Source organism: Streptomyces sp. NPDC050658, assembly GCF_044457025.1.
Taxonomy (GTDB): domain Bacteria; phylum Actinomycetota; class Actinomycetes; order Streptomycetales; family Streptomycetaceae; genus Streptomyces.
On sequence record NZ_JBITGM010000019.1, the window covers coordinates 22,148 to 34,432 of the forward strand.

A 12,285-nucleotide genomic window follows, 5' to 3' on the forward strand; every position below is an offset into this window, starting at 1 on the left:
ACAGAGCGTCTCGTGCCCTTCGAACCCCGGACAAGAGCCCGGGGGCTCTGCCGATGCCGCCCAAACGCATTCACGCCAAGTCCGTCGGGCCGACCGGTAGGGGTCTGCGGGGTCGGGCAGGTCACCTCGGCGGATTTCCGTCAACGACTTGACTGCGGCATCTCCTTCAGCAGAGTTTGGAGTTCACAACTTGTACATGGCCCGGTAGTCGTTCCGGGACCGGCGTCGCGGGGGGCCTCGGGTCGTCCGTAAAGAGGGCAAAGGGTGAGTCAATGGAGACTCCTGGGTCGCAGTCGTCGCTGCACCGGGCCAATCTCGAGCGGGTCGTGCGTGCCGTGCGTCTCGCCGGTTCGCTCACTCAGGCGGAGATCGCGAGGACGACCGGGCTCTCGGCGGCCACGGTCTCCAACATCGTCCGGGAGCTCAAGGACGGCGGAACGGTCGAGGTCACGCCCACCTCGGCAGGCGGCCGCAGGGCCCGCAGCGTCTCGCTCAGCGGCGACGCGGGCATCGTCATCGGCGTCGACTTCGGCCACACGCACCTGCGGGTGGCCGTCGGGAACCTCGCGCACCAGGTGCTCGCCGAGGAGTCCGAGCCGCTGGACGTGGACGCGTCCGCCGCGCAGGGCTTCGACCGGGCCGAGCAGCTGGTCAGCAGGCTGATCGCGGCCACCGGCGTGGACCGCTCGAAGATCGCCGGGGTCGGGCTCGGTGTGCCGGGGCCCATCGACGTGGAGTCCGGGACGCTCGGCTCGACGTCGATCCTGCCGGGCTGGACCGGCACCAAGCCAGCCGAGGAGCTGGGCGGCCGGCTCGGGGTGCCCGTGCACGTCGACAACGACGCCAACCTGGGCGCGCTCGGCGAGCTGGTCTGGGGCGGCGGCCGCGGGGTCAAGGACCTGGCGTACATCAAGGTCGCGAGCGGTGTCGGCGCCGGTCTCGTGATCGACGGGCGGATCTACCGCGGCCCCGGCGGCACGGCGGGCGAGATCGGCCACATCACCCTGGACGAGTCGGGCCCGGTCTGCCGCTGCGGAAACCGCGGCTGCCTGGAGACCTTCACCGCGGCCCGCTATGTGCTGCCCCTGCTCCAGTCCAGCCACGGCACCGATCTGACCATGGAGCGCGTGGTGGCCCTCGCGCGCGACGGCGACCCGGGATGCCGCCGGGTGATCGCGGACGTCGGGCGGCACATCGGCAGCGGTGTGGCGAATCTCTGCAACCTCCTGAACCCCAGCCGGGTCGTCCTCGGCGGCGATCTCGCGGAGGCCGGTGAGCTGGTCCTCGGGCCGATCAGGGAGTCCGTGGGGCGCTATGCGATCCCCAGCGCCGCGCGTCAACTCTCCGTGCTTCCGGGGGCACTTGGCGGCCGTGCCGAGGTGCTCGGGGCGCTGGCCCTCGCCCTCAGCGAGATGGGTGATTCAACCCTTTTGGACGGATCGCTGCCCGCGGTCGCACCTGCCTTCACTTAGATAACGCATGGCACCGTTGTCATCTCGTTAAGGATTTACTCCTTGACGCTGGTGTGGCGGCCGAGTTGACTTCGAGCCACCTCGGCCGCAACGACGCGGCCACGTCAGGGAGGTTCCCGAATGAACACGCGTATGCGTCGTGCCGCCGTTGCCGTAGCCGCCACCACCATGGCCGTCACCCTCGCCGCCTGTGGCAGCGCCAAGGAGTCCGGCGGTGACAAGGACAATGAGTCCGCCAAGAAGGGCGACGCGCTGAACATAGGTCTGCTCCTGCCGGAGAACCAGACCGCGCGTTACGAGAAGTTCGACAAGCCGCTGATCGAGAAGCACATCAAGGAGCTGACCGACGGCAAGGCGAAGGTCACCTACGCCAACGCCAAGCAGGACGCCTCCGTCCAGAACCAGCAGGCCGACACCATGATCACCAACAAGGTGGACGTGCTGATCGTGGACGCCGTGGACTCCAAGGCGATCGCCGGTTCGGTCAAGAAGGCCAAGGACGCGGGCATCCCCGTCGTGGCGTACGACCGCCTTGCCGAGGGCCCCATCGACGCGTACACCTCGTTCGACAACGAAGAGGTCGGCCGCGTCCAGGGCAAGGCCCTCCTCGAGGCCCTCGGCGACAAGGCCAAGGGCGGCCAGATCGTGATGATGAACGGCGCGATCACCGACCCGAACGCCAAGCTCTTCAAGAAGGGCGCCGAGTCCGTCCTCAAGGGCAAGGTCAAGGTCGGCAAGTCGTACGACACCAAGGAGTGGAAGCCGGAGAACGCCAACGCCAACATGGAGGGCGCGATCTCGGCCCTCGGCAAGGACAAGATCGACGGCGTCTACTCCGCGAACGACGGCATGGCGGGCGGCATCATCACCGCCCTCAAGGCCGCGGGCCTCTCCAAGCTCCCGCCGGTCACCGGCCAGGACGCCGAGCTGGCCGGCGTGCAGCGCATCGTCGCGGGCGAGCAGTTCATGAGCGTCTACAAGTCCTACCCGGCGGAGGCCAAGGTCGCCGCGGAGATGGCCGTCGCGCTCGGCAAGGGCGAGAAGCTCGACTCCATCGCCAAGACCACCGTCGACAGCCCCACCACCAAGAGCGTTCCCACGGTGCTCGTGCCGGTCGTCTCGCTGACCGACAAGAACATCAAGGAGACCGTCATCAAGGACGGCATCTACTCCGTCGACGAGATCTGCACGGCCAAGTACAAGGCCGACTGCGGCAAGGTCGGCCTGAAGTAAGTCCTGCCCTCCGCGCGGGACTTCACCACCATTGAGGCCTGTCCGGTGCCTCGCTCCAACAGCCCCGCAGCTCTGCGGGGCGCCGGACAGAAACACCCTCTGGTCACTTCTCGGGCCGGCCCGTCCGTCCCGTACCCCTCGTTCTTCTCGTTCTCTTCTGTTCAACCTCCCGCCGGGTCAGGCGGCGAAGGAGATGGTTCACGTGTCCGCTACGCCCGTGTTGGCGTTGCGCGGGGTCTCCAAGCGATTCGGTGCCGTCCAGGCGCTCACCGACGTAGAGCTTGAGGTCCACGCCGGCGAGGTGGTCGCCCTCGTCGGCGACAACGGCGCAGGAAAGTCCACGCTGGTCAAGACGATCGCCGGCGTGCACCCCATCGATGACGGCGTCATCGAGTGGGAAGGCAAGGCCGTATCGATCAACAAGCCGCACGACGCCCAGAACCTGGGCATCGCGACCGTCTACCAGGACCTCGCGCTGTGCGACAACATCGACGTCGTCGGCAATCTCTACCTCGGGCGTGAGCTGCGCAGGCGCGGCGTGCTCAACGAGGTCGAGATGGAGCGCCGCGCCCGCGAGCTGCTCACCACGCTGTCGATCCGCATCCCCAGCGTCCGCATCCCCATCGCCTCGCTCTCCGGCGGCCAGCGCCAGACCGTGGCGATCGCCCGCTCGATGCTCGGCGAGCCGCAGCTCGTCATCCTCGACGAGCCGACCGCAGCCCTCGGCGTCGAGCAGACCGCCCAGGTCCTCGACCTCGTCGAGCGGCTGCGCGAGCGCGGCCACGCGGTCATCCTCATCAGCCACAACATGGCGGACGTCAAGGCCGTCGCCGACAAGGTGGCGGTGCTCCGGCTCGGCCGGAACAACGGAGTCTTCGACGTGAAGGCCACCTCGCAGGAAGAGATCATCTCCGCCATCACGGGCGCCACGGACAACGCCGTGACCCGTCGCGCGGCGCGCAATGGGGAGGCCCAGAAGTGAGCATCGACAAGACCTCCACGCCCGGCGACGCATCCGACGCCCCCGTCGACGCCCCGGCCGCCGCGGCCGACGCCGTCACCGCCGTCGACCCCCGCCTGCTCGTCCGCGAACAGGGCTTCGCCGGATACCTCACCGAGTTCAAGCGCAAGATGCGCGCCGGTGACCTGGGATCCATCCCGGTCGTCGTGGGCCTGATCATCATCTGGGCGATCTTCGCCTCGATGAACTCGCGCTTCATGACCGCGGAGAACCTCAGCAACATCTCCGTCGCCATGGTCGGCACCGGCATGATCGCCGTCGGCATCGTCTTCGTGCTGCTGCTCGGCGAGATCGACCTGTCCGTCGGCTCCGTCAGCGGTGTCGCGGGAGCCGTCGCCGCCGTGCTCGCCGTCACCCACGGCATGTCCGAGTGGCTGGCCCTGATCGTCGCCATCCTCACCGGTACGGTGATCGGCACCATCCACGGCTTCTTCTTCGCGCGCATCGGCGCCCCGGCGTTCGCCGTCACCCTGGCCGGCCTGCTGTTCTGGCAGGGCTTCATGCTCCAGATCCTGGGCGACAACGGCACGATCAACCTGGACTCCGAAGGCCTGATCGCCAAGCTGACCTCGTACTACTTCACGGACGTCGCCGCGGCCTACGGCCTCGCGATCGTCGCGGTCGCGGCCTTCTTCCTCTCCTCCTTCCTGGACAGCCGCCGCCGTGACGCGGCCGGCGTCCCGTCCAGGCCGCTGAGCGAGATCGTGCTGCGCACGGTGGCCCTGGCGATCGTCGCCTTCGCCGCAGCGATCATGTTCAACCAGTACAAGGGCCTCCCGCTGGCCCTGGTGATCTTCCTGGTGGTCCTGGTCGGCACCGACTTCACGCTGCGCCGCACCGGCTACGGCCGCAAGATCTTCGCGCTCGGCGGCAGCGTCGAGGCGTCCCGCCGCGCGGGCATCAACGTCACGCTGATCCGTACGTCGGTCTACGCCATCGCCGGTACCTTCGCGGCCGTCGGCGGCCTCTTCATGGCCTCCAAGATCGCCGCCGCCAACCAGGGCGCCGGCACCGGTGACCTCCTGATGAACGCCATCGCGGCGGCCGTCATCGGCGGCACCAGCCTCTTCGGCGGCCGGGGCCGCACCTGGAACGCCCTCCTCGGTGTCATGGTCATCACGTCGATCCAGTACGGCTTGGCTCTCGAGGGAATCGCGACGCCGGTCCAGTACATGATCACCGGTGGCGTACTGCTCGCCACGGTCGTGATCGACTCCGTCACCCGCAAGACCCAGAAAACGGCAGGCCGCGCCTGACCTGCCAGAACCCCGATCGGGGGCTGCCCGGCACCGCAACGGCGCGGTGCCGGGCAGCTCTCTGTCTACCGCCGATCGCGTGACGCACAACTCCCGGCCCGGACGCCGCCGTCAACGGCGGAACATTAGACTCGGGCGGGCCCGGGCAACATCCGGTCAATGCTCGAACAGCTCTACTGCAAGGAGGCACGGGTGCCGCTGCTGACCCGCATCAGGGGACCGCGCGATCTGGACCGGCTCAGCCAGGAGGAGCTGATCCAGCTGGCGGGCGAGATCCGTACGTTCCTCGTCGACGCAGTCTCCAAGACAGGCGGCCACCTCGGCCCCAACCTCGGCGTGGTCGAGCTCACCATCGCCATGCACCGCGTCTTCGAGTCCCCCCAGGACAAGATCCTCTTCGACACCGGCCACCAGGGCTATGTGCACAAGCTGCTCACCGGCCGCCAGGACTTCTCCGGGCTGCGCACCAAGGGCGGCATCTCCGGCTACCCCTCGCGCGCCGAGTCCGACCACGACGTGATCGAGAACTCGCACGCCTCGACCGTCCTCGGCTGGGCCGACGGGCTCGCCAAGGCCAACCAGGTGCGCGGCAAGGACGACCACGTCGTCGCCGTGATCGGTGACGGAGCGCTCACCGGCGGCATGGCCTGGGAGGCCCTGAACAACATCGCGGCCGCCAAGGACCGCCCGCTGGTGATCGTCGTCAACGACAACGAGCGCTCGTACGCCCCCACCATCGGCGGCCTCGCGAACCACCTGGCGACCCTGCGCACCACCGACGGCTACGAGCGCTTCCTGGCCCGCGGCAAGGACCTCCTGGAGCGCACGCCGGTCGTCGGCAAGCCGCTCTACGAGACGCTGCACGGCGCCAAGAAGGGCCTGAAGGACTTCATCGCGCCCCAGGGCATGTTCGAGGACCTCGGCCTCAAGTACGTCGGACCGATCGACGGCCACGACATCGAGGCCCTGGAGTCCGCCCTGCAGCGCGCCAAGCGCTTCGGCGGCCCGGTGATCGTGCACTGCATCACGGAGAAGGGGCGCGGCTACAAGCCCGCCGAGGAGGACGAGGCCGACCACTTCCACGGCATCGGCCCGATCCACCCCGACACGGGGCTGCCGATCGCCGCGGGCGGCATGGACTGGACGTCCGTATTCGGCGAGGAGATGGTCAAGCTCGGCCGCGAGCGCGAGGACATCGTCGCGATCACCGCGGCCATGCTGCAGCCGGTCGGCCTGCAGAAGTTCGCCAAGGCGTTCCCGGACCGGGTCTACGACGTGGGCATCGCCGAGCAGCACGCGGCGGTGTCGGCGGCGGGCCTCGCCACCGGCGGCCTGCACCCCGTCTTCGCGGTGTACGCGACCTTCCTCAACCGCGCCTTCGACCAGCTCCTGATGGACGTGGCGCTGCACAAGTGCGGGGTCACCTTCGTCCTGGACCGCGCGGGCGTCACCGGCTCGGACGGTGCCTCGCACAACGGCATGTGGGACATGTCGATCCTGCAGTGCGTGCCGACCCTGCGGATCGCCGCGCCGCGCGACGCCGACCAGGTCCGGATGCAGCTGCGGGAGGCCGTCGAGGTCAAGGACGCCCCGACCGTCGTGCGCTACTCGAAGGGCGCGGTCGGCCCCGCAGTCAAGGCGGTCGGCAAGGTCGGCGGCATGGACGTGCTGCGCAAGGCGGCCACGACCCGTCCGGACGTGCTCCTGGTCTCCGTGGGCGCGCTGGCTCCCATGTGCCTGGAGATCGCCGACCTCCTGAACAAGCAGGGCATCACGACGACGGTCGTCGACCCCCGCTGGGTCAAGCCCGTCGACGAGGCGATGGCCCCGCTCGCGGAGCAGCACCGCGTGGTCGTCACCGTCGAGGACAACTCCCGCGCGGGCGGCGTCGGCTCGGCGATCTCGCAGGCGCTGCGGGACGCGGGCGTCGACGTACCGCTGCGCGACTTCGGCATCCCGCCCCGCTTCCTGGACCACGCCTCCCGCAAGGAGGTCATGACGGAGATCGGCCTGACGGCCCCGGACATCGCCCGCCAGGTGACAGGTCTGGTGGCGAAGCTGGACGGCCGCTTCGAGCGGGCGGCGGCGGTGGACTCGGTGGACGCGGTGGAGCCTGCACGGGACTGACACCTCGGGCGTTCACCACGACCTGCGGGCCGGGGTGAACGCCCGCTGCGGTGCGCTGCCCGGCGGCACCGTGTGCTGGCCACGGCCCGCCACGGCTGACCGTTCCGGGCGCCGGCTTCGGCCTGAGGATCGGGGCGAGCGCCCACGGCCGGGCATCACAGGTCGGTCGTCACCGTCGAGGGCAACTCCCCGCCGGCGGAACCGGCCCGGCGATCTCGCGGGGCGTCGCAGGGCGCGGGCAGTGTCCCGCGAACGGCGGAGCCGCTCGCGGCTGATGCGTCAACCAGCAGCCCCTCTGGGCCGGTCCCCCCACCCTGTACGGGTGGTGGCACCGGCCCATTCGCGTGAATACCCCCGTGCCGGAGCTTGCGGCTTACCCCCCGTCTCGATCATGTCGAGGACGACAAAGCGTGGAGGTACGCCCGTGACAAGCACCCTTTTCAGAACGAAGAGCGTCGAGCAGTCCATCCAGGACACCGAAGAGCCCGAGCACGCGCTCAAGAAGTCGCTCTCCGCCCTCGACCTCACGGTATTCGGCGTCGGTGTCATCATCGGCACCGGCATCTTCGTCCTGACCGGCAAGGTGGCCAAGGAGAACGCGGGACCCGCGACCGCGCTGGCGTTCGTCGCCGCCGGCATCGTCTGCGCCCTCGCGGCCCTGTGCTACGCCGAGTTCGCCTCGACCGTCCCGGTGGCCGGATCGGCGTACACCTTCGCGTACGCCTCCATCGGTGAGCTGCCCGCCTGGATCATCGGCTGGGACCTCGTCCTCGAATTCGCCCTCGGCACGGCCGTCGTCGCGGTCGGCTGGTCCGGATATGTGCGCTCCCTGATGGACAACGCGAACTGGCATCTGCCGAACGCGCTGGAAGGTCCCGATGTGGCCGGCGGCACCTTCGACATCCTGGCCTTCGTGCTGGTCCTGGTGCTGACCGCGGTCCTGGTGGTCGGGATGAAGCTGTCCGCCAACATCACCGCGGTCGTCGTGGCCATCAAGGTGACGGTGGTCATGATCGTGATCGTCGCGGGTCTCTTCTTCATCGTCGGTGACAACTACTCGCCGTTCATCCCCGACGCGGTGACCCCCGAGAGCGGTCTCGGCTGGGAAGACGCCCCCATGGCTCAGCTGATCTTCGGCTACGAGCCCACCAACTTCGGCGTCATGGGCATCTTCACCGCGGCCTCCGTCGTCTTCTTCGCCTTCATCGGCTTCGACGTGGTGGCCACCGCCGCCGAGGAGACCAAGAACCCGCAGCGCGACATGCCGCGCGGCATCCTCGGCTCGCTCCTCATCTGCACGGTGCTCTACGTGGCCGTCTCGCTCGTGGTCACCGGCATGCAGCACTACACCAAACTGTCCGTCAGCGCTCCCCTCGCCGACGCCTTCAAGGCCACCGGCCATCCCTGGTACGCAGGCGCCATCAGCTTCGGTGCCGCCGTCGGCCTGACCACCGTGTGTCTGATCCTGCTGCTCGGGCAGACGCGTGTGTTCTTCGCGATGAGCCGCGACGGACTCCTGCCGCGCTTCTTCTCCGTCACGCACCCCCGCTTCAAGACCCCCTACCGCCCGACCATCCTGCTCGGCGTCCTCATCGCCGTCATCGCGGGCTTCACCAGCATCAACGAACTCGCGACCCTGGTGAACATCGGCACCCTCTTCGCGTTCGTCGTCGTGGCCATCGGTGTGATGGTCCTGCGCCGCACCCGCCCCGAACTGCACCGCGCCTTCCGCACCCCGCTGGTGCCGCTCGTGCCCATCCTGTCGGTGGCCGCCTCGGTGTGGCTGATGCTGAACCTGCCGGGCGAGACCTGGCTGCGGTTCGGCATCTGGATGGTGCTCGGCTTCATCGTCTACTTCGTGTACGGGCGCTCGCACAGCCGGTTGGGCCGCGGCGCGCAGCCGACGCCGCCGGCCGGTGACGTCCAGTAGCCGTTCTCTCCGCACCCCGGCCCCGTATGTCCCGCTCTATCGCGGACTGCGGGGCCGGATAGCGTGCACCCTATGCTCGCCGAGCCCACCGCGCCCCTACGCTCCGTGCACGCGCTCCGGGTGCCGCGCCCGCGCACGGAGCAGCCCACGGCCCCCGGCGGCCCGTACTGGAGACGCCTGCTCCCGCTCCTCGCCGCGCTGGCCGTCCTCACCCGCGTCCCCTCCTTCCGTCTGCCGCTGTGGAGCCCGGACGAGGGCTATCTCGCCGTCCAGGCGCGGATGTTGGCCGACGGGGGAGCGCTCTACGAAACGGTCGTCGACCGCAAGCCGCCCCTCGTTCCCTGGTTGTACGAGGCTGCCTTCGCGCTCTGCGGCGACGCGACCCTGCTCCCGCTGAAGGCACTCGCGGTCGCGGCCCAGCTCACCACCGCCGTCCTGCTGGTGTGCGTCGCCCGGCGCCGCTGGGGCGACGGCGCGGGCCGCACGGCCGGAGTCCTGTATCTCCTCGTCTCGGCCGGCCTCAACCCGGAGGACACACAGGCGGCCACCTTCGAGGTCTTCATGCTGCCGTGCACGGCCGCCGCCCTGTGCTGCGCCGACCGGCGCCGCTGGGGTCTCGCGGGCGCCGCGGTGGCCTGCGCGTTCCTGGCCAAGCAGACCGGGGGAGCGACGCTGGTGCCGGTGGCGTGGCTGCTGTGGCGGTCGGGCGCCCGCGGAAGTGACGTACTGCGGCTGGGAGTCGGGCTGTGCGGGCCGGTCCTCGGGGCGGCCCTGGCCACCGACCCGGCGGGGTTCCTCTTCTGGACGGTCACCGGCTCCGGCGCCTACGCCTCCTTCACCGGCTCCGAACTGCACGTGCTCACCCGGGGACTGACCAACGCGGCGATCCTCGGTGCGGCCTGCGCCGGGATCGTTCCGCCCGTCGTACGCGTCCTGCGCATCGCCCGCACCGGCTCGGCCGAGCTGTGGCTCTGGCTCGCTTCGGCGGCCGGCGCGGTCCTGGCCGGATTCCACTTCTTCGGCCACTACTACCTTCAACTCGCCCCGCCGCTCGCCCTGTTGGGCACTGCCGCGCTGCAGATCCTGCCCCGCGAGCGGACCGTGACGGCGTTGTCCGTGTCGGCCGGGGCCTGCGCGCTGTTCCTGGCCTGGGGGATGCTCGCGCCGCGCCCCGAGTTGGCGCACGCCGAGCGGCTCGCGGGCGAGGTCCGGGCCCGCACCGCGCCGGACGACCGGGTCCTGGTGTGGGGGATACACCCCGAGACGTACTGGCTCGCCGAGCGGACCCCCGTGAGCCGCTATCTGACGGCAGGGCTCCTCACGAACTACAGCGGCGGCCGCGACGGGCCCCAGGTGGGCGAGAAGTACGCCGTGGACGGCGCCTGGCCGGTCTTCCGCGCCGAACTCGCCGCCCGGCCGCCCGCGTTGATCGTGGACTACTCACGGGGCAAGCCGTACGCCCCCGAACGCGTGCCGTCACTGCGCCGGGTGCTGGCCGCCGGGTACGAGCGGGCGGGGGCGGTGGACGGGGCGGTGTTCTACTCGCGTGTGCGGCCGGGCTGACCCCGCTCCTCCGACGGACGGCGCACCGAGCGCGGCCCCAACTGCTCGGCGCCCAACTCGCCGACCCTGCGGCGCAGTTCGCGGTCGGCGGTGACGACCACGCAGTGCCGCGGCGCGGACTCGGCGACCAGCTCCACGATCCGGTCGTCCCCGCTGCCGGGCGCGGAGACCACGCGTACGCCCTCGACGGACTCCACGCCCCGCGCCGCGCCCTCGACGACGAGGACGACGTCGAGCGGTCCCGGATGCTCCGGGAGCCCTTCGCCGGCGTACGCGACGAGCCGGTCCCGCAGTCGCTCGGCGGCCCCGCGCCGGTCGTGCCACCAGCCGTCGGGTACGGATCCGACGACGTTGGCGCCGTCGACGACGAGGAGAGTTCGCATGGGATCAGCCTGGCATACGAGGGCCGGGGTCCGGCCAGCGGTTGATCCAGGCAAACGTAGACTAAAGGGGGGCTGAAGAACCCGTGGCAGCCCCGGAAGACGCACGCTCGTAGGAAGGCCGGCGCCGACTCATGCCGCAGAGGTCCGCTCCCAGGCCCGGACGGGAGTCCGCCGACCCGGCCGCCGCAGGCCGCGTGGCGACGGGCACCCCCGAGACCGCCCGCTGGCTGCTGCGCGGCAAGGACGGCCGGCTCACCGCGTACGCCCGCACGGACGGCGGGCTGCTGCGCTGGACGGAGATCCGCCCCGGCGGCCCCGACTGGACGGGCCCCGACTTCTTCGAGGCGCCGGACGTCACGCACCTCACGCTCGCCCAAGGGGCCGACGGATACGTCCACTTCGTCGGGCTGCGGCGGCGCGGCGCGGACGTCGACGTCGTACACAGCATCCAGTACCAGTCGGGACGGCCCCTGATGGACTGGCGCTCGCTCGGCAATCCGCACACCAAGATGGTCGAGCGGGCCCCGCGCCTGGGCGCCCCCGCGGTCGCGGTGGACGCGGCGGGCACCGTCCATGTCTTCGTGCGGGACGCCGTGAACAGCGTCCGGCTGCGGCGCGAGGGCAAGGGCGGCAAGTGGGAGGGCTGGAAGGACTTCAAGGTCCGCCAGGTCCTCGACGGCATCGTCGCCGTCGCCACGTCGACGGGCCGTGTGGAGGTCTTCGGGCCCGCGAAGGACAAGACGCTGCACTGGTCCCAGGAGAAGCAGGGCGGCGACCTGGTGCGCGGGGACGACATCCCGCTGGCCCCGGCCCCCGGCTCGGGCGCGGCCCTGGAGACCGCCGAGGACACCCTCACGTACTACGCGGCCGACGCGACCGGCACGGACGTCCTGGCCCACCGCCCCGGCGCCGCCGCGATCCCGCTGGGCGGCTCCCCGGACACCGGCCCCACGGCCGCCCTGCGCACGACGATCGACGGCCACGACTGCACGGTCCTCGCCCACCGCACCCGGACGGGACGCCCGGCGCTCGCGGGGTTCCCCACGGAGCGCGAGGAGGCGGGCCTGTGGTGGTCCGAGACCGGCGAGCCCTGTCTGGGCTCCCCGTCGGCGGCCCTGGATGCCCGGGGCCGGGTGGTGCTCGCGGCGATCGGCGTGGACGGCGCGCTGTGCCTCGCGCGGCAGAAGGCGGAGCCGGGGCTCGCGTTGGGGGCGTGGGAGCGGGTCTGACCCGCTGCCCGGACGGACCCGGGAACGGCGAAGGGGGCCCGGTCGGCAGCTGCCGACCGGGCCCCCTCTCT

Annotated in this window: 9 protein-coding genes; 8 read left to right on the top strand and 1 reads right to left on the bottom strand. The window is 70.6% G+C overall.

What is annotated here, in order from left to right; translation table 11 throughout:
- The first annotated feature begins 272 nt into the window (after positions 1-272).
- The 7 genes from ACIBKX_RS39430 to ACIBKX_RS39460 all read left to right on the top strand — a co-directional run bounded on the left by ACIBKX_RS39430 (position 273) and on the right by ACIBKX_RS39460 (position 10,602).
- A complete protein-coding gene (locus tag ACIBKX_RS39430; RefSeq protein WP_363276682.1) occupies positions 273-1,472 on the top strand; it encodes an ROK family transcriptional regulator in 1,200 nt (399 codons plus the stop codon).
- A 120-nt stretch (positions 1,473-1,592) separates the two neighbouring features.
- Positions 1,593-2,705, top strand: coding sequence for a sugar ABC transporter substrate-binding protein (locus tag ACIBKX_RS39435; RefSeq protein ID WP_363276681.1), 1,113 nt, complete (start codon positions 1,593-1,595; stop codon positions 2,703-2,705).
- Between the two features lie 193 nt (positions 2,706-2,898).
- The gene (locus ACIBKX_RS39440) at positions 2,899-3,687 is read left to right on the top strand and encodes an ATP-binding cassette domain-containing protein (RefSeq protein ID WP_363276680.1); all 789 of its coding nucleotides are present in this window, start codon (positions 2,899-2,901) and stop codon (positions 3,685-3,687) included.
- Positions 3,684-4,982 carry a sugar ABC transporter permease gene (locus ACIBKX_RS39445; protein ID WP_363276679.1) on the top strand — a complete coding sequence of 433 codons (1,299 nt, stop codon included), beginning with the start codon at positions 3,684-3,686 and terminating at the stop codon, positions 4,980-4,982. The genes ACIBKX_RS39440 and ACIBKX_RS39445 overlap by 4 nt, the downstream gene beginning before the upstream one ends.
- 192 nt (positions 4,983-5,174) lie before the next feature.
- Positions 5,175-7,109 (top strand): 1-deoxy-D-xylulose-5-phosphate synthase, encoded by a 1,935-nt coding sequence (dxs, locus tag ACIBKX_RS39450; protein ID WP_363276696.1) that lies wholly within the window; start codon positions 5,175-5,177, stop codon positions 7,107-7,109.
- 391 nt (positions 7,110-7,500) lie between these two features.
- Positions 7,501-9,039, top strand: a complete 1,539-nt coding sequence (locus ACIBKX_RS39455) for an amino acid permease (RefSeq protein WP_399377254.1) — start codon at positions 7,501-7,503, stop codon at positions 9,037-9,039.
- 72 nt (positions 9,040-9,111) lie between these two features.
- Complete coding sequence (locus ACIBKX_RS39460; RefSeq protein ID WP_363276677.1) at positions 9,112-10,602, top strand: glycosyltransferase family 39 protein; 1,491 nt, start codon at positions 9,112-9,114, stop codon at positions 10,600-10,602.
- Here ACIBKX_RS39460 and ACIBKX_RS39465 read toward each other — a convergent pair.
- Positions 10,578-10,985, bottom strand: coding sequence for an NTP pyrophosphohydrolase (locus tag ACIBKX_RS39465; protein ID WP_363276676.1), 408 nt, complete (start codon positions 10,983-10,985; stop codon positions 10,578-10,580). The two genes, ACIBKX_RS39460 and ACIBKX_RS39465, sit on opposite strands and share 25 nt — an antisense overlap.
- A 131-nt stretch (positions 10,986-11,116) precedes the next feature.
- On the opposite strand from ACIBKX_RS39465, the gene ACIBKX_RS39470 reads away from it, so the two are divergent.
- Positions 11,117-12,214: a hypothetical protein gene (locus ACIBKX_RS39470; protein ID WP_363276675.1), complete on the top strand. Its 1,098-nt coding sequence runs from the start codon at positions 11,117-11,119 to the stop codon at positions 12,212-12,214.
- The last annotated feature ends 71 nt before the right edge of the window (positions 12,215-12,285 follow it).

Excerpts from the sequence above, each read along its gene's own strand:
- ACIBKX_RS39440 (WP_363276680.1), top strand. The coding sequence starts at position 2,899 with ATGGTTCACGTGTCCGCTACGCCCGTGTTGGCGTTGCGCGGGGTCTCC.
- ACIBKX_RS39470 (WP_363276675.1), top strand. The coding sequence starts at position 11,117 with ATGCCGCAGAGGTCCGCTCCCAGGCCCGGACGGGAGTCCGCCGACCCG.
- ACIBKX_RS39460 (WP_363276677.1), top strand. The coding sequence starts at position 9,112 with ATGCTCGCCGAGCCCACCGCGCCCCTACGCTCCGTGCACGCGCTCCGG.
- ACIBKX_RS39465 (WP_363276676.1), bottom strand. The coding sequence starts at position 10,985 with ATGCGAACTCTCCTCGTCGTCGACGGCGCCAACGTCGTCGGATCCGTA.
- ACIBKX_RS39455 (WP_399377254.1), top strand. The coding sequence starts at position 7,501 with ATGTCGAGGACGACAAAGCGTGGAGGTACGCCCGTGACAAGCACCCTT.
- ACIBKX_RS39430 (WP_363276682.1), top strand. The coding sequence starts at position 273 with ATGGAGACTCCTGGGTCGCAGTCGTCGCTGCACCGGGCCAATCTCGAG.
- ACIBKX_RS39435 (WP_363276681.1), top strand. The coding sequence starts at position 1,593 with ATGAACACGCGTATGCGTCGTGCCGCCGTTGCCGTAGCCGCCACCACC.